26 protein-coding genes and 2 tRNA genes are annotated in these 24,750 nt (G+C 58.2%); 18 read left to right on the top strand and 10 right to left on the bottom strand.

Translation table 11 applies throughout. From position 1 onward, the window contains the following. Positions 1 to 24: 24 nt before the first annotated feature. From KGB28_RS05700 to KGB28_RS05685, 4 genes are all read right to left on the bottom strand, one after another. Positions 25 to 285 (bottom strand): DUF2164 domain-containing protein, encoded by a 261-nt coding sequence (locus tag KGB28_RS05700; RefSeq protein WP_223443243.1) that lies wholly within the window; start codon positions 283 to 285, stop codon positions 25 to 27. After that, entirely contained in the window at positions 286 to 924 is a 639-nt protein-coding gene (hisH, locus tag KGB28_RS05695) for an imidazole glycerol phosphate synthase subunit HisH (RefSeq protein ID WP_223443241.1), read from the bottom strand. Continuing rightward, complete coding sequence (gene hisB / locus KGB28_RS05690) at positions 924 to 1,517, bottom strand: imidazoleglycerol-phosphate dehydratase HisB (RefSeq protein ID WP_003218037.1); 594 nt, start codon at positions 1,515 to 1,517, stop codon at positions 924 to 926. The genes hisH and hisB overlap by 1 nt, the downstream gene beginning before the upstream one ends. A gap of 269 nt (positions 1,518 to 1,786) precedes the next feature. Continuing rightward, a complete protein-coding gene (locus tag KGB28_RS05685) occupies positions 1,787 to 3,451 on the bottom strand; it encodes an OFA family MFS transporter (protein ID WP_223443240.1) in 1,665 nt (554 codons plus the stop codon). A gap of 232 nt (positions 3,452 to 3,683) precedes the next feature. Here KGB28_RS05685 and panM point away from each other — a divergent pair, with 232 nt between their 5' ends. The 6 genes from panM (at position 3,684) to KGB28_RS05655 (ending at position 9,130) form a co-directional block, all read left to right on the top strand. Continuing rightward, entirely contained in the window at positions 3,684 to 4,088 is a 405-nt protein-coding gene (panM, locus tag KGB28_RS05680) for an aspartate 1-decarboxylase autocleavage activator PanM (RefSeq protein ID WP_223443238.1), read from the top strand. Between the two features lie 78 nt (positions 4,089 to 4,166). Next, positions 4,167 to 6,398, top strand: a complete 2,232-nt coding sequence (locus KGB28_RS05675; RefSeq protein WP_223443228.1) for an AsmA family protein — start codon at positions 4,167 to 4,169, stop codon at positions 6,396 to 6,398. Beyond that, positions 6,395 to 7,462 (top strand): A/G-specific adenine glycosylase, encoded by a 1,068-nt coding sequence (gene mutY / locus KGB28_RS05670; protein WP_223443225.1) that lies wholly within the window; start codon positions 6,395 to 6,397, stop codon positions 7,460 to 7,462. Before KGB28_RS05675 ends, mutY begins: the two co-directional genes overlap by 4 nt. Further along, positions 7,459 to 7,731 (top strand): oxidative damage protection protein, encoded by a 273-nt coding sequence (locus tag KGB28_RS05665; RefSeq protein ID WP_007989188.1) that lies wholly within the window; start codon positions 7,459 to 7,461, stop codon positions 7,729 to 7,731. The genes mutY and KGB28_RS05665 overlap by 4 nt, the downstream gene beginning before the upstream one ends. A gap of 103 nt (positions 7,732 to 7,834) precedes the next feature. After that, positions 7,835 to 7,910, top strand: a tRNA-Phe gene (locus KGB28_RS05660). Between the two features lie 413 nt (positions 7,911 to 8,323). Then, positions 8,324 to 9,130 carry a TSUP family transporter gene (locus KGB28_RS05655; protein WP_223443221.1) on the top strand — a complete coding sequence of 269 codons (807 nt, stop codon included), beginning with the start codon at positions 8,324 to 8,326 and terminating at the stop codon, positions 9,128 to 9,130. A 30-nt stretch (positions 9,131 to 9,160) separates the two neighbouring features. Here the strand turns inward: KGB28_RS05655 and KGB28_RS05650 are convergent, their stop codons facing one another. Then, the gene (locus KGB28_RS05650; protein ID WP_223443218.1) at positions 9,161 to 9,610 is read right to left on the bottom strand and encodes a carboxypeptidase regulatory-like domain-containing protein; all 450 of its coding nucleotides are present in this window, start codon (positions 9,608 to 9,610) and stop codon (positions 9,161 to 9,163) included. Between the two features lie 253 nt (positions 9,611 to 9,863). On the opposite strand from KGB28_RS05650, the gene KGB28_RS05645 reads away from it, so the two are divergent. The 4 genes from KGB28_RS05645 to KGB28_RS05630 all read left to right on the top strand — a co-directional run bounded on the left by KGB28_RS05645 (position 9,864) and on the right by KGB28_RS05630 (position 12,880). Beyond that, a complete protein-coding gene (locus KGB28_RS05645) occupies positions 9,864 to 10,922 on the top strand; it encodes a YhcG family protein (protein ID WP_223443215.1) in 1,059 nt (352 codons plus the stop codon). Between the two features lie 68 nt (positions 10,923 to 10,990). Beyond that, on the top strand, positions 10,991 to 11,965 hold the full coding sequence (locus tag KGB28_RS05640) for an alpha/beta fold hydrolase (RefSeq protein ID WP_223443213.1): 975 nt from the start codon (positions 10,991 to 10,993) through the stop codon (positions 11,963 to 11,965). A gap of 36 nt (positions 11,966 to 12,001) precedes the next feature. Beyond that, positions 12,002 to 12,418 (top strand): hypothetical protein, encoded by a 417-nt coding sequence (locus tag KGB28_RS05635; protein ID WP_008046520.1) that lies wholly within the window; start codon positions 12,002 to 12,004, stop codon positions 12,416 to 12,418. 6 nt (positions 12,419 to 12,424) lie between these two features. Further along, the gene (locus KGB28_RS05630) at positions 12,425 to 12,880 is read left to right on the top strand and encodes a hypothetical protein (RefSeq protein WP_223443211.1); all 456 of its coding nucleotides are present in this window, start codon (positions 12,425 to 12,427) and stop codon (positions 12,878 to 12,880) included. Positions 12,881 to 12,950: 70 nt separating this feature from the next. On the opposite strand, the gene gabP is transcribed toward KGB28_RS05630, so the two are convergent. Next, entirely contained in the window at positions 12,951 to 14,342 is a 1,392-nt protein-coding gene (gene gabP, locus KGB28_RS05625) for a GABA permease (protein WP_223443209.1), read from the bottom strand. A 564-nt stretch (positions 14,343 to 14,906) separates the two neighbouring features. Here gabP and KGB28_RS05620 point away from each other — a divergent pair. From KGB28_RS05620 to KGB28_RS05585, 8 genes are all read left to right on the top strand, one after another. Then, entirely contained in the window at positions 14,907 to 15,680 is a 774-nt protein-coding gene (locus KGB28_RS05620) for an ABC transporter ATP-binding protein (RefSeq protein WP_007972784.1), read from the top strand. A 13-nt stretch (positions 15,681 to 15,693) separates the two neighbouring features. Next, positions 15,694 to 16,443 (top strand): ABC transporter substrate-binding protein, encoded by a 750-nt coding sequence (locus tag KGB28_RS05615; RefSeq protein WP_223443207.1) that lies wholly within the window; start codon positions 15,694 to 15,696, stop codon positions 16,441 to 16,443. A 72-nt stretch (positions 16,444 to 16,515) separates the two neighbouring features. After that, positions 16,516 to 17,211: an ABC transporter permease gene (locus KGB28_RS05610; RefSeq protein ID WP_223443205.1), complete on the top strand. Its 696-nt coding sequence runs from the start codon at positions 16,516 to 16,518 to the stop codon at positions 17,209 to 17,211. Next, complete coding sequence (locus KGB28_RS05605) at positions 17,208 to 17,897, top strand: ABC transporter permease (RefSeq protein WP_008046525.1); 690 nt, start codon at positions 17,208 to 17,210, stop codon at positions 17,895 to 17,897. Before KGB28_RS05610 ends, KGB28_RS05605 begins: the two co-directional genes overlap by 4 nt. Continuing rightward, the gene (locus KGB28_RS05600; RefSeq protein ID WP_223443204.1) at positions 17,878 to 19,107 is read left to right on the top strand and encodes a methyltransferase; all 1,230 of its coding nucleotides are present in this window, start codon (positions 17,878 to 17,880) and stop codon (positions 19,105 to 19,107) included. The genes KGB28_RS05605 and KGB28_RS05600 overlap by 20 nt, the downstream gene beginning before the upstream one ends. A 343-nt stretch (positions 19,108 to 19,450) precedes the next feature. Beyond that, positions 19,451 to 20,275 carry an FkbM family methyltransferase gene (locus tag KGB28_RS05595; RefSeq protein ID WP_223443202.1) on the top strand — a complete coding sequence of 275 codons (825 nt, stop codon included), beginning with the start codon at positions 19,451 to 19,453 and terminating at the stop codon, positions 20,273 to 20,275. 78 nt (positions 20,276 to 20,353) lie between these two features. Further along, a tRNA-Thr gene (locus KGB28_RS05590) sits at positions 20,354 to 20,429 on the top strand. 269 nt (positions 20,430 to 20,698) lie between these two features. Beyond that, positions 20,699 to 20,908, top strand: a complete 210-nt coding sequence (locus tag KGB28_RS05585; protein WP_223443200.1) for a hypothetical protein — start codon at positions 20,699 to 20,701, stop codon at positions 20,906 to 20,908. A gap of 175 nt (positions 20,909 to 21,083) precedes the next feature. Here the strand turns inward: KGB28_RS05585 and KGB28_RS05580 are convergent, their stop codons facing one another. The 4 genes from KGB28_RS05580 to KGB28_RS05565 all read right to left on the bottom strand — a co-directional run bounded on the left by KGB28_RS05580 (position 21,084) and on the right by KGB28_RS05565 (position 23,839). Next, positions 21,084 to 21,776 (bottom strand): response regulator, encoded by a 693-nt coding sequence (locus KGB28_RS05580; protein ID WP_223443197.1) that lies wholly within the window; start codon positions 21,774 to 21,776, stop codon positions 21,084 to 21,086. 563 nt (positions 21,777 to 22,339) lie between these two features. Then, positions 22,340 to 22,546 carry a co-regulatory protein PtrA N-terminal domain-containing protein gene (locus KGB28_RS05575; protein WP_223443194.1) on the bottom strand — a complete coding sequence of 69 codons (207 nt, stop codon included), beginning with the start codon at positions 22,544 to 22,546 and terminating at the stop codon, positions 22,340 to 22,342. Between the two features lie 84 nt (positions 22,547 to 22,630). Then, on the bottom strand, positions 22,631 to 23,284 hold the full coding sequence (locus KGB28_RS05570; protein WP_223443192.1) for a hypothetical protein: 654 nt from the start codon (positions 23,282 to 23,284) through the stop codon (positions 22,631 to 22,633). A 276-nt stretch (positions 23,285 to 23,560) separates the two neighbouring features. Further along, on the bottom strand, positions 23,561 to 23,839 hold the full coding sequence (locus tag KGB28_RS05565; RefSeq protein WP_008047217.1) for a DUF2790 domain-containing protein: 279 nt from the start codon (positions 23,837 to 23,839) through the stop codon (positions 23,561 to 23,563). Between the last annotated feature and the right edge of the window lie 911 nt (positions 23,840 to 24,750).

Here is a 24,750-nt window from a genome sequence, read left to right as displayed (position 1 = left end):
TGAATGTTCAGCTTGGCTCGGAAATCAGTTTTTCTCGAGCGCCCACAGGTCGCTTTCGATGCTTTCGAACCTCTCTTTGAGGTGCGCCTGCACATCGAAAATCGCCCTGTTGTAATAGTGCGGAGCAATTTCACGGGTAAACAGCTCAAGAATCTCCCCTGCCTCGAACGAACCGAGGTCGAGTTCGAAGCGGTCTTCCATGAAGCGCTTGATCTTGCGATTGGCCTCGCTCTCCTGCTCGGGAGTGAGGGTCAGAATCGGCGGCTTGGATTTCTTGATTGCCATTTACCAGCGACCGTCCCACGCAGCGAAGTTCTGCAGCAACTGCAGGCCATGGGTATGGCTTTTCTCCGGGTGGAACTGCACGGCGAAACGCGAGCCTTCGGCCAGCGCGGCGGCGAAATCGACACCGTAGTGACCGCCACCCACCACCTGCCGCGCGTTGGCGGCAGCGATGTAGTAGCTGTGCACGAAGTAGAACCGCGCCAGGTCCGGAATGTCGTGCCACAGCGGGTGACTGACCTTCTGCTTCACTTCGTTCCAGCCCATGTGCGGGACTTTCAGGTGTTCGCCGTCTTCATGCAGGTCTTTGCCGAAGAACTTCACCGCGCCCGGGAACAGGCCAATGCAGTCGACACCGTCGTTCTCTTCGCTGGTGTCGAGCAAGGCTTGCATGCCCACGCAGATACCAAGGAACGGACGGTCCTGACTGACTTCACGCACCAGCGAATCGAAGCCGAGGCGACGGATCTCCGCCATGCAATCGCGAATCGCGCCAACGCCGGGGAAAACCACCCGGTCGGCTTCGCGAATCACGCTGGCATCGCTGGTGATCAGCACCTTGCCGGCACCGACGTGCTCGAGGGCCTTGGCCACCGAGTGCAGGTTGCCCATGCCGTAATCGATAACCGCGACTGTCTGCATTACAGGACGCCCTTGGTCGATGGCATTTGCCCGGCCATGCGGTCATCGAGCTCGACGGCCATGCGCAGGGCGCGGCCGAAAGCCTTGAACACGGTTTCGATCTGGTGGTGGGTGTTGGTGCCACGCAGGTTGTCGATGTGCAGGCTGACCAATGCATGGTTGACGAAGCCCTGGAAGAACTCCTGGAACAGGTCAACGTCGAAGCCGCCGACGGTGGCGCGGGTGTACGGCACGTGCATCTGCAGGCCTGGACGACCGGAGAAGTCGATCACCACGCGCGACAGCGCTTCATCGAGCGGCACATAGGCGTGGCCGTAGCGACGGATGCCTTTCTTGTCGCCGATGGCTTTGGCAAACGCCTGGCCGAGGGTGATACCGACGTCTTCCACGGTGTGGTGGTCATCGATATGCAGGTCGCCCTTGCTGACAATATCCAGGTCGATCAACCCGTGACGGGCGATCTGGTCCAGCATGTGCTCAAGAAAAGGAACACCGATATCGAATCGGGCCTTTCCGGTGCCATCGAGGTTGATCGAGGCTTTGATCTGGGTTTCCAGAGTGTCGCGCTCGACAGACGCCTTACGTTCGGCCATCACCAGCTCCGCAAAATCATTGGGCGAAAAAGGCAGCCATTATAGGCGTGCGGGCGCCAAACAGAAACACGCGAGGTGATATCCCTGACGGAGTGAATTCGGGGGTGTCGGCGATAGACATGTCCATACAAGCCATTTGGCACACCACAAAACAAAATGTGGGAGCGGGCTTGCTCGCGAAGAGGCAGTCACATTCAACAAATGTGTTGACTGGCACACCGCTTTCGCGAGCAAGCCCGCTCCCACAGGGGCTGCGGCTCACCTTGATTTTAGTGGAACAGCACCGCCGTCTTCTGCAAGGTCACCCAAACACCCCACGCCAGCGGAATGCCCACCACCAGCCACGCCGCAATCGCCAGCGGCTTGGTGCCCGGTGCGGCTTTCCACTCCAGCACGGTGCTGCTGTCAGCGCCTTTGTCATGGCCCAGCGCCTGCTCGGCGGCCAGTTCGGCGTCGGTCATGAAGTACTTGTCCGCCACTGGACGCACCAGCAGGTTGCACAGGAAACCCAGCACCAGCAGGCCGGCGAGGATGTACAGGGTGATGTCGTAGGCCGCCGCACGCTCGACGCCGATGCTCAGCTGATATTCACGCAGGTAATTCACCAGCACTGGACCGAGCACGCCGGCAGCAGCCCACGCGGTGAGCAGACGACCGTGAATCGCACCGACCATTTGCGTACCGAACAGGTCCGCCAGATACGCCGGCACAGTCGCGAAACCACCGCCATACATCGACAGGATGATGCAGAACGCCGCCACGAACAGCGCGATGCTGCCCAGGTGACCCAGGTTCGGAATCAGTCCGTACAGGGCAAAGCCCAAGGCGAAGAACACGAAGTAAGTGTTTTTACGGCCCAGGTAGTCCGAGAACGAAGCCCAGAAGAAGCGCCCGCCGATGTTGAACAGGCTGAGCAAACCGGTGAACCCGGCAGCGATGGCGGCAATCGAAGCCAGTTGCGAGGCGTCCAGTTGACCGAAAGTCAGCTCATTGCCCAGCAACTTGCCCGCGAACACTTCCTGCAACAGCGGCGACGCCATGCCGAGGATGCCGATACCGGCCGAAACGTTCAGGCACAGCACCAGCCACACCAGACGGAACTGCGGCGTCTTCCAGGCCACATTCACGTGAACATGACGATGCGTGATCATCGCGTTCGAGGCTTTTTTCGCCGGGGCCGTCCAGCCTTCCGGCTTCCAGCCGGTTGGCGGAACGCGGTAGGACAGCGCGCCACCGATCATGAACACGAAGTAGATCGCGGCCATCACCAGGAAGCTCTGCCACACGCCGACACTGGTTGGCGAAGCGAAATGCCCCATCAGCGCCGCCGCCAGCGGAGCGCCGACCATAGCGCCGCCGCCGAAGCCCATGATCGCCATGCCGGTCGCCATGCCGCGCTTGTCCGGGAACCATTTGATCAGGGTCGACACCGGCGAAATGTAGCCCAGGCCCAGGCCGATACCGCCAATGACCCCGGAGCCGATCCACATCAGCCAGATCTGGTGGGTGTACACCCCCAGCGCCGAAATCAGCAGGCCGCCACACCAGCACAGTGCCGATACGACACCCGCCTTGCGCGGTCCGGCGTGTTCCAGCCAGCCACCCCAGATAGCGGCCGAGCAACCCAGGAAGATGAAGAACAGGGTGTAGATCCAGCCAAGCATCGAGATCGGCCAGTCACACTGGGACGAAAAGACTTGTGCGATAAAACTCATGTCGGGTGCGCAGGCCGCTGGAGCGGTGACGCCCAGCGCCTTGGACAGCGGCAACCAGAACACCGAAAAGCCATAGGCCATGCCGATGCACAGGTGGATGGCCAACGCGGCCGGTGGCACCAGCCAACGGTTGAAACCGGGCTTGGCGATGATCCGCTCCTTGGACAGGAACGCAGGCTGGTCGGCACTGAAGCCGTCCGCCGTGATGCTCGTGGTCATTGTGTATCCCCCAATTATCAGTATGGTTCGCCAGCCACAGTTCACTCCCGGCCTTTATGCACGCAGGCATGACCGTTTTTTTCGGTGGAGCGCCTAGTTGTGCGACAACAGGTCGCAGAAGGACGGACGAACGGGCAAAGGTTACCATCTGCTAGTGGTAGAAAAACCAAACTGACATCACGTTTTGTACGTCATCTGATCTCCATCGCTTCATGACCTCACAGGAATCACCATGCCGATCATTGTCGAGCCGCTGAACCAAGCCACTGCCCAGGATCGGCAGGATCTGCAGAAGATCTACCGCGACGCCCCGGACTGGTTGTTCGCGCCGTTTTCCGGGGAAGCGCAGTTGATCGAGGACTGTTTGCGCGACGGCACACTGATCGCCGGACGCTTCAATGATCGCCTGCTGGGCGCGGCCCGCTTGCAAAGGCACCAAGACGCCTGGCACTTGTCCCAAATATGTGTGCGAAAAATCACCCGTCGCCGTGGTGTTGCCGAGCGACTGGTCGCCGAAGCCCAGAAAATGGCCGCGCAATCAGGCACGACCCTGCGCCTGCTGGCGCCTGCCGGGCATCTGGAGGCTCAGGCGTTGGCCGCCAAGCTGAAACTGCCGCTGGACGTATTGCCGGCGTGATCACTGACCGGTCGTCTGTTCGGGGGCGCTATACTCCTCGGCTAAATTTTGAATTCGATTAACTACAAGGACTCGCCCATGAAAGCGTTCGGCAAAATCCTGGGTCTGGTACTTCTCGGGCTGTTGCTGATCATTGTGGCGCTGGGCTTTGCCCTGACCCATCTCTTCGATCCCAACGACTACAAAGACGAGATTCGCCAGATTGCCCGCGACAAGGCCCACATCGAGCTGACGCTCAATGGCGATATCGGCTGGAGCCTGTTCCCGTGGCTGGGCCTGGAACTGCACGACGCCAGTGTGGCGACCCTGATCAAGCCGGCCGAACCGTTTGCCGACTTGCAGATGCTCGGCCTGTCGGTGCGCGTACTGCCGCTGCTGCGCCGTGAAGTGCAGATGAGCGACGTGCGCGTCGAGGGCCTGAACCTGCGCCTGATCCGCGACAAGGACGGCCACGGCAATTGGCAAGACGTCGGCAAGCTGCCGGCAGCGGCCAACTCCGACGCGACCAGCACCCCGCCGGCCGCTGGCGAACCTGCGTCCGAAGCCAGCGTCGCGGCGGAAAAACCGGCTCAGCCGATTCGCCTGGACATCGACAGCCTGACCGTGAACAACGCACGGGTCGAATACAGCGACGAAAAAACCGGCAAGAGCTTCAGCGCCGAAAGCATTCAGTTGAGCACCGGTGCGGTTCACGACTCCGTCAACATTCCGCTCAAGCTCACGGCTTTCCTGTCAGCCAACCAGCCGGCATTGCGAGTGCGCACCGAGCTCAACGGTGAGGTGCGCATCGCACGTGCACTGCAGCGCTATCAGCTCGAAGACATGAAGTTGTCCGGCGAAGTTACCGGCGACCCGCTGCAAGGCAAGACCATGACCTTCTCCGCCCAGGGCCAGTTGGTGCTGGACAGGGCCGCCAATGTCGCCGAGTGGACCGGCATCAAGATCTCCGCCAACCAACTGCGGGCACTGGGTGAATTGAAGGTCAACGACCTCGACAAGACCCCACAAGTCAGCGGCGGTATCTCGATTGCCCAGTTCGACCTGGCGAAATTCGTCGACAGCATCGGCCAGAAACTCCCGGCCATGGCCGAAGGCAGCCTGAGCAAGGTCGAACTGGTCAGCCGTCTGGCAGCAACACCCACCAGCCTGGCGTTCGACGACCTCAACCTGAAAGTCGACGACAGCACCTTCAGCGGCCGCATTGCTGTCGAAGACTACGCCAAGCAGTCGCTGCGCGCCGTGCTCAAGGCCGACACCTTCAACGTCGACCGTTACCTGCCGCCGAAATCCGCCGAGGCCAATAGCGCGACACAAGTACGCCAGGCCGAAGTCGCCAGCACCGAAGCCAATGCCATGGCCGGTGCCGGCAGCACCCCATTACCACCCGCGCCAACCAAGGACGCGTGGAGCAGCGAGCGCCTGTTGCCCGTGGAACGCTTGAGCAAGCTCGATGTGGACGCCGACCTGACCTTCGGCCAGTTGACCCTGCAAAAACTGCCGATCCATAACGCCGCGCTCAAGGCCACCGGCCAGGGCGGCCTGCTGACACTGGCCAACCTGCGCGGCGACCTGTATGAGGGCAACTTCGAAACCACCGGCACGCTCGATGTACGCCAGCCAGTGCCGGCGCTGAACCTGCAGACGAAGATCAGCCGGGTACCGGCAGAAAAAATCCTCGAAAGCCAGGGCAAGAACCCGCCGGTCAAAGGCCTGGTCACGCTCAACAGCAGCCTGACCGGCAGCGGCAACAGCCAGAAAGCGTTGATCGAAACCCTCAACGGCAATGCCAGTTTTGTCATCAACAATGGCGTGCTGCTCAACGCCAACCTTGAGCAACAGCTGTGCAAAGGCATCGCCACGCTCAACCGCAAAACCCTCAACGGTGAGCCGCGGGGCAAGGACACACCGTTCCAGGAGCTCAAGGGCAACCTGACCTTGCGTAACGGCGTGGCCAGCAACCCCGACCTGAAAGCGCGCATCCCGGGCATGACCGTCAACGGTGACGGTGACATCGATCTGCGCGTGCTGGGCATGGACTACCGCGTCGGCATCATCGTCGAGGGCGATACCAGCGCCATGCCGGACCCGGCCTGTCAGGTTGGCGACAAGTTTGTCGGTGTCGAGTGGCCACTGCGCTGCCGCGGCCCGCTGGAACTGGGCGCCAAGGCTTGCCGTTTGGATAACGACCGCATGAGCCAGGTCGCGGCCAAACTGGCTGGCGACAGGATCAGCGAAAAAATCGACGAGAAATGGGGCGACAAGGTCGACCCGAAAATGAAAGACGCGCTCAAGGAGCTGTTCAAGCGATGAGAGCCGAGCAGTTTTCAACGGCGGTGCTGGACTGGTTCGACCGCCACGGCCGGCACGATTTGCCCTGGCAGCAAGACATCAACCCGTATCGGGTGTGGGTCTCGGAAATCATGTTGCAGCAGACCCAGGTCAGCACCGTGCTGAACTACTTCGACCGTTTCATGGCCTCGTTGCCAACGGTCGAAGCCCTGGCGGCGGCACCGGAAGACGAAGTGCTGCACCTGTGGACGGGCCTGGGTTACTACACCCGCGCGCGCAATTTGCAGAAGACCGCGAAGATCGTCGTCGAGCAGTACGGCGGCGAATTCCCCCGGGACGTGGAAAAACTCACTGATCTGCCGGGGATCGGCCTGTCCACCGCTGGCGCCATTGCCAGCATCAGCATGGGCCTGCGCGCGCCGATCCTCGACGGCAACGTCAAACGGGTGCTGGCACGCTTTACCGCGCAAGAGGGCTACCCCGGCGAGCCGAAGGTCGCCAAACAGCTCTGGGCCAACGCTGAGCGCTTTACGCCGCAGACCCGCGTCAACGCCTACACCCAGGCGATGATGGACCTGGGCGCCACACTCTGCACCCGCAGCAAACCGAGCTGCCTGCTGTGCCCGCTGGAAAAGGGCTGTGAGGCGCGCATGCTCGGCCTGGAAACCCGCTACCCGATCCCCAAGCCGCGCAAAGCCATCCCGCAGAAACGCACATTGATGCCGATGCTCGCCAACGGCGAGGGTGCGATCCTGCTTTACCGTCGCCCGTCCACGGGCCTGTGGGGCGGTTTGTGGAGCCTGCCGGAACTCGACGACCTCGACGACCTGCCGCATCTGGCATCGCAGCACTCGCTGGAACTGGGCACTCAACAGGCACTGCCGAGCCTGGTGCACACCTTCAGCCATTTTCAGTTATCCATCGAACCCTGGCTGGTTCAGGTCCAGGAGTCCGGCCATCACGTGGCCGAGGCTGACTGGCTCTGGTATAACCTCGCCACCCCGCCGCGCCTGGGCCTTGCCGCCCCGGTCAAAACCTTGCTCGAACGCGCGGCCGCCGTATTGAACGCAGGAGAGTCGTCATGACCCGCACCATCATGTGCCGCAAGTACAAAGAAGAATTGCCAGGCCTGGAGCGCGCTCCGTTCCCGGGCGCCAAAGGCCAGGACATTTTTGACCACGTCTCGCAAAAGGCCTGGGCCGACTGGCAGAAGCACCAGACCCTGCTGATCAACGAAAAACGCCTGAACATGATGAACGCCGAAGATCGCAAATATCTTCAGGGCGAGATGGACAAGTACTTCTCCGGCGAGGATTACGCCAAGGCCGAAGGCTACGTGCCGCCGTCGGAATAACCCCGATTTATCGGGGGTCGGAACGTAAGCGACGGTAATAATTAAAATTTTTTTGAAAACTTGCTTGACGACCCCCTGAAAAACCCGTTTAATGCGCCCCGTTGCCCAGATAGCTCAGTCGGTAGAGCAGGGGATTGAAAATCCCCGTGTCGGCGGTTCGATTCCGTCTCTGGGCACCAAATACCGAAAACCCTGAATCGCAAGATTCAGGGTTTTTTTATGCCTGCGATTTGATGAGACACCGGTCCAGCCACCATCGAAGCGACACTTCCCCACCTCCTCTCGCCACGCCAGCAAGTGCCCGTAATGGTTGCCGGGGCTGACTCCCGAAAAGCCTTCAGGCATCGGATATCGGTAATTCCTGGCTGCCCCTGCTCTGTCAGAACGCTCTGTCTGCTTTAACGGAAATGGATGACATACGCTGATCGTCGGTTTGCGCAGAATCGGCATTTTTGGCCTGTCGAAATTTTCGTCTCCTATCGTTATTTCAGAAGACCCGCTGAGGCTGCAGGGTGACTTTTGCCACACGCCCTGACTGTTGAGTAGCCAGTCACGTAGATGACTTGCCAATAATTGGATTAGAGGGATTGGGATGTCTTGGGATGTAATTAGCCTATTGGCGCTCGTGGCGTTCTGCGCCGGTTTTTTTGATGCGATTGCGGGTGGGGGCGGATTGATCACATTGCCTGCACTGTTTCTGGCTGGGGTGGACCCTATCAGTGCGATTGCCACGAACAAGTTCCAGGCCGCTTCGGCAACTGTTTCGGCAACTGTAACCTTTGCTCGCAAAGGAATGATCGAGTGGCGCGAAGGCCGTTTCCTGGTTGTCTGCGGATTTATTGGCGGCGCCAGTGGTGCCTTGCTGGTCAGCTCTATTGATAAGCGCTATCTGGAAGTTTGCGTACCTATCATGCTGATCCTGGTAGCCATCTATTTTGCGCTCTCTCCAAAGCTGGCCAATGAAGATCGACGCAAGAGAATCGGCATTCTGCTTTTTTCGTTTAGCGTTGCGCCGATTCTTGGCTTCTACGACGGTATATTTGGCCCCGGTGTGGGCTCTTTCTTTATCGTCGGATTCGTACTGCTCTGCGGCTTGGGCATGATGCGGGCCATGAGCTTTACCAAACTTGCCAATGCCTCATGCAATCTCGGTTCTCTGTCGGTCTTTATCACCAAAGGTGTGATTATCTGGCCGGTAGCCATTGCCATGGCTTTGGCGGCCTTCGTCGGTGCTCAATTGGGTGCACGGGCCGCTGTCCGGGTCGGACCACGGTTGATCAAACCCATGTTGATCGTGGTCTGCTGCGCCTTGGCCATCAAGCTGCTGAGCGTAGAAACCAACCCTTTACGCGTTGCACTCATCCAAGCGTACGCGGGTGTTAATAACGAAAAACCCTGAGTCGCAGGGCTCAGGGTTTAGAGCCTCTCGTTAACTCGCATCATTCCAGTGGAAAACCAGATTACGCGCTGCACCACTGCCAACATCGGCAACGTCATGCCGTGTTTCTCCGTGATGCGTCGCAATGACCGTGTATTTACCGGCAGGCAGTTTCACGTAAACCAGCGGACCGGCGTCATTGAGCGTCAGCACGGTCTGCCCCGGGGCTTTCTGAATAACCACATTCACGTCAGGAGCGTATTCATTTCCCGTCCCGACAGAGAACGTCATGTGCAGGTTATAGCCGGTGGTCTGCTGGATGGCCTTGGACTCATCCTCGCCGATACCGCCGGACAGGTAAGTGATGCCGTTTTGCTCCTGGCTTTGCACCTGTACCCCCGAGCTGTCGATGGGCTCAAGGCTGGCGGCAGGTGACATCGCTGGAAACATCAGCACGCCTACAGCGGTGAGGGGCAACAGGAGTGTATGGAGGTATTTCATGATGACGACTCCCGGGTTCTGCAGAACCCAATCGTTACACTCTTTGGATTTCCAGCCGGAGGGAGGGGTTTAGATTGATTTGGCCTGAGTACGAAACGTACTACGCCATTTGTTCCTCAGCCTTCGCCCAGATTCAGACCCGTCCTGCCGGAGGACCCGGTATTTCCTGCCTGTTTTTCAGTAACTCCCGGCATCTTCGAAGGGTACTCACTTGTCATTCTCTTTCGCTGTTCAACCTGCTGCGGAAGACCTCATGACGGCCCTCACATCCAATGACACTCACGATCCACATCTGGCATCACTGCTTGGCAACCTTGGAAAATTGATCCATCAGGCACGTCAGAAAGTGCTTCGGGCGGTCGATACCGTGCAAGTGCAAACCTGTTGGCAAATTGGCCGACACATCGTTGAATACGAACAGAACGGCGCGCGCCGGGCCAGGTATGGCAAAGAGTTACTGTCGACCTTGGCCAAAGTGCTAACTGCGGAGTTCGGAAAGGGATTTGACGCTTCCAACCTTCGGTATATGCGTCTGTTCTATCAAGCCTTTCCAATTCGTGACGCACTGCGTCACGAATTGAGCTGGACCCACTACCGCCACCTGCTTCGGGTCGACAACGACAGCGCTCGTCTCTGGTACATGAACGAATCAGCCACCCAAAACTGGTCAAGCCGCGCCCTGGAACGCCAGATCAATACGTTGTACTACGAACGCCTGCTGGCGAGCCGCGATCGCGGCAGCGTCAAGCAGGAGGCCGCCACAAACATTAAAAACATGAAGGCCAGCCCTCGGGATTTCATCCGTGATCCGGTGGTACTGGAGTTTCTTGGTTTACCCAATGCCGGCAAGCTTCAGGAAAGCGAGATCGAACAAGCGCTGATCGAACAATTGCAGGGCTTCCTGCTGGAACTGGGAAAGGGCTTCGCGTTCATTGCCCGCAAGCAACGCATCAGTATCGGCAGCAAAGACTTCTGCATCGATTTGGTGTTCTACAACTACTTGCTCAAGTGCTTCGTCCTCTTCGATATCAAGCGCGCTGAACTGACCCATCAGGATCTGGGGCAGATGGATATGTACTTGAGCATGTACGACAACCTCAAACGTGGCGCGCAAGACAGTCCCACCGTCGGCATCATTCTCTGCGCGCAAAAGGATCAATCCGTGGTGCGTTACTCAGTGCTGGAAGGCAACGAGCAACTGCTCGCCAGCAAGTACAAGCTTGTCCTGCCGAGTGAAGAGGAACTGCGTAACGAACTGGATCGGCAACGGGCGGCACTTGAAGAACGACTGCTCGATCAACAACCGCGTTGAGGCGAACGGATTGTTCATCAACGGCATCAAGACTATCGTTGGCAGCTACCCGCAAAGGACTGACGCCGATGAATTTGCAGGACACGCCTCCACTGACCCCCACTCGCATCGAGTTGCCGCTGCCGGATACCACTCCCGGCAAACCGTTCAAGGAAACCGCTTCGGACGGTTTCATCCTCGGCGGCTTCACCTGGCGACACGCCTCTCAGGACGCCGCTCGTCCAGTCGTGATCATCAATGCCGCCACCTCGGTCCGTTGCCGCCATTACTCACGCTTCGCCGACTACCTGTTCGCCCGCGGCTTCGATGTCATCACCTATGACTACCGCGGCATCGGCGAGTCGCGGCCGGCATCGCTCAAGGGGCTTCAAGCCTCGTGGACCGATTGGGGAGCGCTGGATTTCGAGGCGATGCTCAAGCGCGCACAGCGTGAGTTCCCAAGGCAGCCTATCGATGTGGTCGGCCACAGCTTTGGCGGCTGTGCAGCGGGCCTGGGGGCGTCCGGGCACCTGATCCGGCGTCTGGTGACGGTCGGTGCGCAATTTGCCTACTGGCGCGACTATGCGCCGGCCCATCGCTGGCGCATGTTCGGCAAGTGGCATGTGCTGATGCCACTGGTGACGATGATCTACGGCTACTTTCCGGGCAAACGCCTTGGCTGGCTGGAAGACACACCCGCCGGCGTGGTCCGTGACTGGAGCCTCTCCACTGCCCGCTACGAGAAACGCCCCAGCGGCCGCACAATCAGCAAAACCGCCGGACAGCTACCCTTTGCCGGCGTCACCGCGCAAACCCTCGCCATCAGCATCAGCGACGATCCCTACGGCACGGTCCCGGCCATCGAACGCCTGCTTGGCTACTTCACCGGCAGCACAAACTCTCACCTGCGTATCCATCCCCAAGACATCGGCGAAGAAGAAGTCGGACATTTCGCCTTTTTTCGCAGCGCATACCAAGCCACACTATGGCCCATTGCATTGGCCTGGCTGCAAAACGGCGAACTGGCCCCCGATACCCCCGGGCGGCGAGTGCCACGCAGCTAGGCCTTTTGCCCTTTCAACGAATACGGAACGACGCCCATGGCCTCCGCCAACAAGCAGCAAAAACGCGCCTCCCGCGCCAAGGCCAAGGCCAAGCAGAACCGCACCCAGCGGGCTGCCGCGCCGGTGGAACTGGACCCGAACGACGATCGCATCGACTTCGAATCGGTAGACCTGACCGACATGTTCAAAGAGATGATCGACGCACAAAAGATCAGCCAGCAGGCCATGTGCGCGGCCTTTCTGGAACATCCGCTTATCGCACTGGTACTGGAGCAGGAAGGTGAGGAAACAGCGACAGACTTCATCCTCGCTGCTCTGATCGAATATCGCCAATGGTCGGCCGAAACCGACGAAGCCGGCGCCCTGGCGTGGATCGAATCACCGGCCTTCCAGGCCGACTACGTGGCGGCGTCCGACGCCATTGCCGCGCAAACCCAACAGAAACCGAACTGAGTTCCCATGGCCTCCCTGAACAAGCAACAGAAACGCGCCAAGCGCGCAAAAGCCAAAGCCAAGCAGATCAATATCCATGGCAGAAAGCCCGCCGCACTGGACGATGATGACCTGGGCCACCTCGCCGAGCCAATCCCGGAATACACCCTGGCGATGTTCAGCAAAATGCGCGAAGCGGAAGCCGTCAGCCGCAGCGAAATGCTCTCGGTGCTGCTGACGAACCTGGCCTTTATCATCATCGACCATCCAGAACTGCTGGACATGGAAAACGCCGACGACGAAGGCATGGCCGCCACCCACCTGGCCGCCGACATGCTGATCGACTACCGCTTGTGGGCCGACGGCATGGATCGCGAGACCGCCCAGGCCTGGCTGAGCGAGCCACAGTTCATTGCTGACTTCGGCGCTGCACTGGATGTCTACCGCGAGTCGCTGGAAGTACCGGAAGAAAAAGCCGAGTAAGGGTTACGCCCAAACAAAAACGGCCGCTTGTCATCACTGACAGCGGCCGTTTTGCATTACACGGTATGGATCAGTTCAGCACTACCGCGCCACGTTTTTCCAGCTTGCGGCGGCGAGCCACCAGCAAACCGGCCGCTACCACCAGAGCACTGAGCAAGCCGGTCGCGAGAATTTCCACGCGATGGGCATCCTGGAACAGCATGATGGTCAGGGCCGCGACAATGAAGACGATCACCGCGTAGGTCAGGCCCGGGAACAGCCACATGCTGAAGGCGATTTTTTCGCCGCGCGCTATACGCTGCTTACGCATGCGCAGTTGCGAAATCGCAATTACCAGGTACACCAGCAATGCGATGGCGCCGGAGCTGGCCAGCAGGAATTCGAACACGGCAGCCGGGGCCACGTAGTTGGCGAATGTTGCCAGGAACGCGGCGCCAGTGGACAACATCACTGCCCAGTAAGGCGTGCCACTTTTGTTGGTGCGCGTGGACATCGCCGGCGCATCGCCGCGCTTGCCCAAGGAAAACATCATGCGCGACGACGTGTAGAGCGCCGAGTTCAGGCAGCTGGTCACAGCAACCAGTACCACAATGTCGACGATCATCTTGGCGTTCGGGATGCCCATGCGTTCAAGCACAGTCTGGTAGGAACCAAGGCTGGCCAGGATCGGGTCGTTCCATGGCACCAGGGCCACAACGATGAAGATCGACACGAGGTAGAACAAGCCGATCCGCCAGATCACCGAGTTGGTGGCCTTGGAGATTTGCTTGCCCGGATCTTTCGACTCCGCGGCCGCGATGGTCACGATCTCGGTACCCATGAAGGAGAACATGGTGGTCAGGATGGCACCCAACACCGCGCCCATGCCGTTTGGCAGGAAGCCCTGGGTGTCGAACAGATGGGAAACGCCGCTGACCTGGCTGCCCGGCAGTAAGCCGAAGATCGCCATGAGGCCCAGAACAATGAAACCGATGATGGCCAACACTTTGATCAGGGCGAACCAGAACTCGAACTCACCGTAGTTCTTTACGCTGAACAGGTTGGTCACGGTCAGCAGCATCGTGATGACCAGGGCGAAGGCCCAGATGTCCACGCCAGGGAACCAGGCATGCAGGATGGTCGCGGCGGCGTTGGCTTCCAGTGGAATCACCAGCACCCAGAACCACCAGTACAACCAGCCGATGGTGAAACCGGCCCAGTGACCGATCGCGCGGTCGGCGTAAGTCGAAAACGAACCGGTGTCCGGCGAGGCAACGGCCATTTCGCCGAGCATGCGCATCACCAGCACCACCAACATGCCGGCGGCGGCGTAAGCCAACAGAACAGCCGGACCTGCAGCGGCGATGGCGTGACCCGAGCCAACGAACAAGCCGGCGCCGATAACCCCGGCAATCGACAGCATGGTCACGTGGCGCGGTTTGAGCCCCTGTTCGAGGCCATTAGAGCTTTGGGTACTGCTCATTAAAACTACCTTTGTAAGGAGAAGCGAATGCGTGCATCCCGTTCGGCGGTCCTTCTCGTAAAAAGAAGCCAACAGGGCGTTCTGGATTCTGCACGCAATAATTGCGCCAAAATATTTCAAATCCTTCTAGCCCGGTGATTCCAACCAGACCGGACAGTCATCGCAACCCATTGAATTTAATGGCACTTTGCCAGAGCGTTACCCTGCCACCCACTTTGTGTGGTGAATCAGCGCACCGGAAACACACCTGAAAATGGCTCCGCGCACATTAAAAGTGCACAAGCGGTGCATTTGGCCGGATAGCGCTTCCAACACCCTGGCAAAGCTGGCAACATCGCGCCTTTTTTTGCGGCAGCCACCGCGCTTTTTATCGACAGGCAAGGTTCAAACAGCTGTTCGGTTGTTGATGGGGCGACAGTCTGCTGCGCCGATGCGACAACCTGCCACGCACCAGCCGTTTACCGTCCGTAGCGCTGTTGGCTGCCATTGAAACGCTATGCTAGGTTGGCCGCCTCGCCAGGAAGGCCGCCAACAGCAGGAGCGCAACATATATGAGGAACGCACATGGCTGAGGCCACGCCCGCGCTTGAAATCCGCAACTTGCACAAACGCTACGGTTCGCTGGAGGTGCTCAAAGGCATCTCGCTGACCGCCCGCGACGGCGATGTGATCTCGATCCTGGGTTCCTCCGGCTCCGGCAAGTCCACGTTCCTGCGGTGCATCAACCTGCTGGAGAACCCGCACCAGGGCCAGATCCTGGTCGCCGGTGAAGAACTCAAGCTCAAGGCCGCGAAGAACGGTGAACTGGTGGCCGCCGACGGCAAGCAGATCAATCGCCTGCGCAGCGAAATCGGTTTTGTGTTTCAAAACTTTAATCTGTGGCCGCACATGAGCGTGCTCGACAACATCATCGAAGCCCCGCGCCGCGTGCTCGGCCAAAGCAAGGCCGAAGCCATCGAAGTGGCCGAAGCCCTGCTGGCCAAGGTCGGTATCGCCGACAAGCGCCATGCCTACCCGGCGCAGTTGTCCGGCGGCCAGCAACAACGGGCGGCCATCGCCCGCACCCTGGCCATGCAGCCCAAGGTCATCCTGTTCGACGAGCCGACCTCGGCGCTTGACCCGGAAATGGTCCAGGAAGTACTTAATGTCATCCGCGCGCTGGCTGAAGAAGGCCGCACCATGCTGCTCGTGACCCACGAAATGGGCTTCGCCCGTCAGGTCTCCAGCGAAGTGGTGTTCCTCCACCAGGGCCTGGTAGAAGAGCAAGGATCGCCACAGCAGGTGTTCGAAAACCCGCTTTCGGCGCGCTGCAAACAATTCATGTCCAGCAACCGCTAACGGAGCTACCCACATGCAGAACTACAAAAAGGTCTTCCTGGCTGCCGCCGCCACCCTGGCGTTCAGCGCCGGTGCCATGGCCGAAACCCTGAAGATGGGCATCGAAGCGGCTTACCCGCCGTTCAACAATAAAGATGCCAGTGGCAATGTCGTCGGCTTCGACAAAGAGATCGGCGACGCCCTGTGCGCCAAGATGAAAGTCGAGTGCACCGTCGTGACCTCCGACTGGGACGGCATCATCCCGGCCCTGAACGCCAAGAAGTTCGACTTCCTGATCTCCTCGATGTCGATCACCGACGAGCGCAAGCAAGCGGTGGACTTCACCGACCCGTACTACTCCAACAAGCTGCAGTTCATCGCCAAGAAAGACATCGACTTCAAAACCGACAAGGCGGCGCTCAAAGGCAAGATCATCGGCGCCCAGCGCGCGACCCTGGCCGGTACCTTCCTGGAAGACAACTATGGTGACGACATCACCATCAAGCTCTACGACACCCAGGAAAACGCCTACCTCGACCTGACTTCCGGTCGTCTGGACGGCATCCTGGCCGACAAGTACGTCAACTACGAATGGCTGAAAAGCGACGCTGGCCGTAGCTACGAGTTCAAGGGCGACCCGGTGGAAGAAAGCGACAAGATCGGTATTGCCGTACGAAAAGGCGATGCGATCCGCGCGAAGCTGAACACCGCGCTGAAAGAAATCGTCGCTGACGGCACCTACAAGAAGATCAACGACAAGTACTTCCCGTTCAGCATCTATTGATACTGACCTGCCTGACCGGCGCCTGATGGCGTCGGTTCTCGGCCTTGCCTGCCGCGATTTGAAAAGAAATCCATGATTATCGACCTCTACGGATTCGGCCCGGCGCTCGCCGCTGGCGCGCTGATGACTGTGAAACTGGCACTCTCGGCCCTGTGCCTGGGGCTGGTGCTCGGTCTGCTCGGCGCCTTGGCCAAGACTTCCCCGTACAAGCCGCTGCAATGGCTTGGCGGCACTTATTCGACCCTGGTTCGCGGCATCCCGGAATTGCTCTGGGTGCTGTTGATCTACTTCGGCACTGTCAATTTGATGCGTGCCCTGGGCGAGTTCTTCGACAACCCCGACCTTGAACTCAACGCCTTCGCCGCCGGCGTGATTGCGCTGGGCCTGTGCTTCGGCGCCTACGCCACGGAAGTGTTTCGCGGCGCGATCCTCGCCATCCCCAAAGGCCATCGTGAAGCCGGCGTGGCCCTGGGCCTGTCGAAGTGGCGCATCTTCACCAGGCTGATCATGCCGCAGATGTGGCGCATCGCCCTGCCCGGCCTGGGCAACCTGTTCATGATCCTGATGAAAGACACCGCGCTGGTGTCGGTGATCGGCCTGGAAGAAATCATGCGTCATGCGCAAATCGGCGTGACCGTCTCCAAGCAACCGTTCACCTTCTATATGGTGGCCGCGTTCATGTACCTGAGCCTGACGGTGCTGGCGATGACCGGCATGCACTTCCTGGAAAAACGCGCCGCTCGCGGCTTCGCGAGGAGCACCCAATGAACTGGGAAGTCATCATCAAGTGGCTGCCGAAACTGGCCCAGGGCGCAACCCTGACCCTGGAACTGGTGGCCATCGCCGTGATCGCCGGTTTGCTGCTGGCCATTCCACTAGGCATCGCCCGCTCGTCGCGCCTGTGGTGGGTGCGGGCATTTCCCTATGGCTACATCTTCTTTTTCCGTGGCACACCGTTGCTGGTTCAGCTGTTCCTGGTCTACTACGGCCTGGCGCAGTTCGACGCGATCCGTAACAGTTCGATGTGGCCGTACCTGCGCGATCCGTTCTGGTGCGCCACAGCGACCATGACCTTGCATACCGCGGCCTACATTGCGGAAATCCTGCGGGGCGCCATCCAGGCGATTCCACCGGGCGAGATCGAGGCGGCACGGGCGCTGGGCATGTCCAGACCCAAGGCGCTGTTCTACATCATCCTGCCGCGCGCCGCGCGCATCGGTCTGCCGGCCTACAGCAACGAAGTGATCCTGATGCTCAAGGCCAGTGCCCTGGCCAGCACCGTGACCCTACTGGAACTGACCGGCATGGCCCGCACCATCATTGCCCGGACCTACCTGCCGGTGGAGATCTTCTTCGCCGCGGGCATGTTCTACCTGGTAATGGCCTATGTGCTGGTGCGCGGTTTCAAGTTGCTGGAGCGCTGGTTGCGCGTCGATGCCTGCCAAGGGCGTTGATACCGGCGTGTTGACGGGCGAGGATCTGCTCGCCCGTTTCACCGCGCTGGATGCTTTTCTGACAGAGCATCAGGCACTGTGGAAACCTCGGCCGTTCACTCATCTACAGCTACCCTGGGAAGCGTCCTACCCAGAGTTAGCCGCATGGCTACGCGAGCGAACGCTGGACGATGCGGAAAACGCTCACAACCAACCAGCCCTCCTGAATGCACCGGAACCCTTTGCTTCCTTGGCAAGGATGTCCGTTGCCTTGAGTGCCGCGGATGAGTTGCCCGCTCGCATGCTCGAAGCGGCCGGCCATCGATTGAACGTCGATGTACCGGGGCGCAAATGGCAGCAGATCGAAGCCTTCGCCAGTCGCTTGCAGTTTTCCGAGGCACCGCAGCATTGGCTGGACTGGTGCTCGGGCAAGGGACATCTGGGCCGCCGCCTGCTGCAACCGGGGCAACAACTGACGTGCCTGGAATACGACCCGGCACTGGTCACCAGCGGCCAGGCACTCAGCCAGCGTCATCACCTGCATGCACTGCATATCGAACAGGATGTGCTCGCGGCAGGCGCCGCTTGTCTACTGAGTGCGCATCACACGCCCGTCGCACTACACGCCTGCGGTGATTTGCATGTGCGGCTGATTCAACTCGCCAGCGCCACAGGCTGTAAACAGCTCGCCATTGCGCCGTGCTGCTACAACCGGATCAGTCTTGCCCAATACTCGCCGATTTCCTCGGCCGCCAAAGGCTCTGGCCTACAGCTATCGCTCGATGACCTCGCGCTGCCCATGAGTGAAACCGTTACCGCCGGCGCCCGCGTGCGACGTCAACGCGACACCTCCATGGCCCGGCGCCTGGGCTTCGACTTGCTGCAACGGCAACTGCGCGGCCTGGACGAGTACCTGCCGACTCCTTCCCTGCCCAGCGCCTGGCTGGACAAATCTTTCGCCGATTACTGCCATCACCTGGCGGCACTCAAAGAGTTATCCACAATCGGCCCGCAGGATTGGCCAAGTCTCGAAGCCGCCGGTTGGCAACGCCTGGCCGAAGTGCGCAACCTTGAACTACTGCGCGGACTTTTCCGACGCCCGCTGGAGCTTTGGCTGGTCCTTGACCGGGCACTTTTCCTCGCCGAGCAGGGCTACAGCGTCCGCGTCGGCACCTTCTGCGAAACCCCGCTCACGCCACGTAATTTCCTGCTCCTGGCCGAACGCGCCTAAACGCATCCGACCTGTGGATAACTCTGTTGATGGAATTATCGTGGATCCAATATCCACGCCGGTTTCAGGGCAAAATCCATACTGTTCATTTTTTATACACCGGCATAAAAAATCGAAAAAACAGGTATTTGCGGACAAATGAGAACAGATCCACAAATTCGGCCTAAACCCAGTGCGCTGCCAATGGCATTGTGCATAAGCATTTAATCAAAACGACATAAATGCCTAATCCCGGACCGCAGACAGGGGAAATTGCACCCTTTCATTACTCTTGATATACACACATGCAAGGGCGCCAGCAGCGCGGCCACGAACAAGAACATTCTTCCGACAGGATGCGCCAGTGACGTTCATTTCCTACGCACAGAATTTCGAAGACATACGCCTGTGGCGCGCCCTCAAAACCGTCGAAAACGGCTTCTACATCGACGTCGGGGCAAACCATCCCACCCATGATTCGGTCACCAAGGCGTTCTATGACCATGGCTGGACCGGCATCAACGTCGAACCGATGCCCAACTACTACGAAGCCCTGTGCCAGCAACGTCCCAAAGACACCAACCTGCAATGCGCGGCCGGGGAAAGCGCTGACGACCTGACCTTCTACGGCATCGCCGGCACGGGCCTCTCGACCCTCGACCCGGCCATGGCCAAACTGCACAAAGACGCCGGCATGGACGTGCGCAGCCAAACGATCAAGTCCCGTACCCTGGCCTCCATCTGCGAAGAACACGCCCAGGGCCGCGCCATTCACTTCCTGAAAATCGACGTCGAAGGCCACGAAGAAACCGTCCTGCGCGGCATGGACTTCAGCCAATGGCGGCCATGGGTGATCCTCATCGAAACCCCTTGGGCCCGCGACCAGACCTGGGAAACCCTCGTCACCGACGCCGGCTACCACTCCATCCTGTTCGACGGCATCAACACCTACTACCTCGCCGAAGAGCACCTGAACCTCAAACCCGCCTTCGACATCCCGCCGTGCAACCTGGACGAGTTCCAGTTCTGCAAAGGCCACAACTTCAGCCACCCCGTCAGCGACGCCGAACACCAACTCGCCGCCGCCCTGCAACGTGCCGAACAGGCCGAAGCACAGCTGCGCGCGATGCAAAACAGTCGAACCTGGCAAGCCATTCAGAAACTCAAGAAAACCCTGCTGCGCGCCTGACCTGAAGCCCGCGCAAAAATAGTCAAAATTCAGGGGTTTACAGAAGCCAACCAATCGCTATAATCGTCGCCCTGACACGCCGGTATAGCTCAGATGGTAGAGCAACTGACTTGTAATCAGTAGGTCCCGGGTTCGATTCCTGGTGCCGGCACCATATAGATCAACAACTTAGGCTCACCGAAAGGTGGGCCTTTTTTGTTTATCGGGTTTTATGTCCGACTTGGTCACAGCTTTGGTCACAGCTTCTCATTTGATTGACGCTGGCGGCACTTTTTATGACCGCCACCTCATCGCACCGTCGGGTAACCTCCAGCGCTTGTTTCACGCCGAAAATACTTCCATGTTGCGCAGTAACGCCGACACCCGCTTCTGACTCACCCGGCCAACGCCCTGCTACCCTTTCCTCTTCATGGAGGAAACACCATGCCAAACTCAGATCTGCTCCCTTCCCTGCTGTTCAAACTCAATGAAAACCAACTCGCCCTCGAAGCCGCCATCATGGAGCTTTCGAACTGGGTCGAACAGCGAGGCTCGGCTGAGGTCGCCGACAACGTGCGCGGCGCACTAGAAGCCATCGATAAAAATGAAGAGTTCATCAAGATGACACTCGCAGTGATGATGACTCCGGAGTGACTGCAGTCAACCCATAGCTGCCCGTCAGGACCATTCTATGGTGTGGGCAATCCCCGTTCATGGGCTACACGGCTGACCGGAACCAAAACCAGGGCGCAGTTCAAAATCGGATGACCCGTGCCAAGATGATCGTTGCACCCAAGTAACCGGAAGCGCTTACGGCCCGTTACTTGGCTTACCCGTTGTCATTCAAGTCGCGGCGTTGAAGACCACCACATAAGCCAGGTATATGGTCACTCTCCCAATGCCGTCTCACTGCGGCGACTGCCTGTGTCCGGTTACGAACGCGTAGTTTGTACATGACATTCGTCATGTAATGTTTGATGGTCTTCTCGCAGAGCTCAAGCTTGATAGCAACCTCACGGTTAGTCAGCCCCTTCGATACCTCCCGGATAACTTGCTCTTCGCGATGGGTCAGCTCGACCTTTTGCTTATCGCCCGCGTGCTTTCTGACATCGCTTAACAGCTTGCTGGCAAGCTTGGGTGTAATGAAGGTTTCACCACCAGCAACAATTCTGATGGCTTGTACAAGCTCACGACCGCTTATGCCTTTCAACATATATCCCTGCGCGCCCGCTTCGAGGGCGGAATAGGCGTCCTCGATGGACTCAGATACCGTTAGCATCAAAATTTTAACTGCCGGCGAAGAAGTTGAGATCGCTCGCACGGCGCCAATGCTATCGCCCGGCATATTTACATCCATCAGCAAAACATCCGGAGCAAAACGAGCGGCAATTTCCAGGGCATCATCGGCAGACCGGCCCTGCTCGACCATCTGAAAGTCAGCTATTTTCTTCAGTGCCATTGTGATCCCATCTCTTAACAGCGGGTGATCATCAACGATGCCAATCTTGATCGTGGAATTCATAAGAAGATCCTCACAAGAGGCGATGGAGCTGCAGGTGGTGTCGTGCGTTTCATTTTTCACCCTTTGCGTGATGCCCCGTCGTCTCTATAGCCGGACGACAGCTGTTACGGGTACCAAGGGGTGCAACTAATGAGCCATTACCCTGGGGCGAAAAATTCAATCCAATTAACAAGCTGTTTTTGAGTGTTTAAGCCAGAGAAGGGTGAGTGGGGAATATCCCTCAAATTTGGTGGTAAACGCCTGGTTGGGTGGGTGTAGTACCCCATTTGTGGAGATAGTAGTGGCCCAGTCTCACCGACCGCTTTGGGTAGGGTTGCTTGCCCTGAGGCGGCATGGATTTGACTGGTTGAGAAGGGCCGCCTTTGGCCGATTTCTGTCTTCCACGACCGGCTAAAATCGACCCAAAGCAACCCTTCGCGAAAGGCTGCTTACGACTGTGGATTCAACACACGAGATTTTGTGTAAGCGGGATTTCGGTTAAACAAGCAAAAGCAACACCTTGGGTGCTGCTTTTGAGGCTTGAGACCGCACATTTCTGTCGGCCTGGGGACGCGCTATACGGATTAGCTGTTGCTGCGGTCGGTCGCCTTGGCTTTGCTTTCAGCGACAGCGGCTTCAGCCTTCTGTTTCTGTGCAACCTGGTAGGTTTCCACCGAGACTTTCCGGGCCGACTCCATGCGTGCGAAGGTCTTATCACCGCCACCGGTGGCCATCGCCAGAGAAGAGGCGGTCAGAGCGGCAACTACGAAAAGGGCTTTCATGGATTTCATTTGGATATCCTCCAAGTGAGATTTTGTAAACGGTTAACAGCGGAATTTATTGGCTAAAGCAGAACTTCCATGTTCAACCTGGCTTCACCATCCAGCCAGGGCGGCGTTTCCTGGTGACCAGGTGCCTTGCTCCTTGCGCTCTTCAGCATCTCTGCTTTTTGCCCAGGCAGTGAGCAGTACCATCGCCCCGAATCCGCCGACGATGAGAACCGGATAGGCTGCCAGCAACTCCACCAGCGAGTACTTCCAGGCTAGCGGACGACCAACACCCAGCATGGCGGCATAGAACCACGACACGCCAGAGAGGGCGCCGGAGAACAGCGCCAGCATGCGCAGGCTGAAGGAGAGTTTGAGTAACGAACCGGCTTTTTTCAGCGCCGGCAAGACAGCGCTATGCAACAGGAAGCCGTTAAAGGTCAACAGCACAACTATGCCGATCTTGGCTTGCAGTTTGGGATTGAGGAAATACTCCATCCCCTTGCCGGCATAATCGATCCCGATAATACCAATGCCCGTAATCCAGAGCGCTACAAGTGCAAGCGATACGGTTTTTTGAAGGCTTTCCATGTGCGCGTCATCGTGGTGACCTGACGCATCCCCCTTCAGGAGTTGCTTGACCATTGCAATGTCACTGGTCAAGACCAGCCCGATTGCCACGCAGCAGGCGATAAGATGAAAATATACAACGCCCAAACGCACATATTCCACGGTGGACGAAGAAAACATACTAAGTTCCATGGTGACCTCCTGGCCTCAATAGTGAATCAACTGGCTCTCGGCACGGTTTGATTGGAATTTACCGTTGCTGACTGCCATTTAGATCCAGCAATTGTTATCAATTAATCTTGCGACATTACGCCACCAAGATAATAGTGAGTTTCGCGAATGAACTTTTAGTCATTCGTTCATGTCCATTTTCAGGTAACAAAAAACCTCAATCGCACTGGGTGCATAGGAGGTTTAACTTCCGCTTCTGGGGGCCGGCGAGGCCCGGAACCCGATCGACGAGACGGATCAGGCAATGCTGGTGGGGTCGGCGGGGCTTCCACCCCATTCGAGGAAACGGATCTTGTGAACTTCGCCCTCGCTGTCTTCGTAGACCAGGGTCACCGGCACCACGCCGGTCTTGTCGGATGTATCGGTGCGCTGCAGTACCCGCTTCACATCGATGTCCATCCCGTAGTGGTATTCGACGGCTGAGACATGCGCGCCGGGTTCTTGCAGGCTGTTCTGGTCGAAGACACTGGGTGCGAGACTGGAAATCACCGCACTGACAATTGTGGCCATGCTCATAAGGCTGTACCTCCACTGACGTTCGCTTGACAAGGAACTAATGTGACACGTCGTCGCAGTGAAGTTCACCTCACAGCGACGAACGCGCCTGCCTGAAAAGACTGTAGTGGCTGCAAGCTCCCGGCAATTCCCCGCGCTTGACGCCTCTCGACCATTCGTCCTTTAAACCCCGTATTTGTTGGGCGAAGTCCGTTTCTGAAGGAGGTCATAACATGTCATGACAGTTTTTTCGCAAGGTGAATCAGTGTTTTCAATCCAGTCGGCTGGGTCCGAGCGATCGCGAACGCCTGCATTACCTACGTCCGCCTGATACTGGAAAAGCAGTAGGCGGCCGAACAGGTCCTGGCCCAACTCGACATCCAATTGATCTGGGGAAAATAGATATGTTCACGCGCTGGTTGTGACGGTATATGGGCTGAAAATACCTGCTATTGAGCCAGGGGAGAAATGTCGGGTATTGGCCGACTACTGCCTGTCACGAACGACCGATTTCGATCTATTGCGGGCATTGACGATTGTTAAAATTAGACACAAAGATCCTTCGGGTGTGCATATAGAATCGGGTTCTATTCACTTTTTCCATTAGATCAAAGCCAATATAAGATAGCGATGGAAAACAACCAGCCGATGCTGAGGGTGATAGTAAGGTAGATAACCGTAAGCATCAGAGGGTTATTCCACATGACACACCTCCCATAACTGCTGTTTTTATTATATTGCTTCTTACTAAATTGGGAACTGCGAAATTCATGAGTTCGTATGAGCAATAAGGCAATAATCAAGCCATTTGAGTGAAAGACGCTTGGATGCAAGCCTTGGGCCTGTAGCGCTGCTGAAGCGCTTTTGTCCCCCCCCCCGATTGCGGAGTGAGCTTCCCCACTAATGGGCGCGATTCCTCAGCAGAGTTCGCG

The organism is Pseudomonas sp. BF-R-19, from assembly GCF_019956445.1.
Lineage (GTDB): Bacteria > Pseudomonadota > Gammaproteobacteria > Pseudomonadales > Pseudomonadaceae > Aquipseudomonas > Aquipseudomonas fluorescens_BH.
The sequence above is the reverse complement of the archived record's forward strand: the minus strand, read 5'-3'. Positions and strand labels throughout refer to the sequence as shown.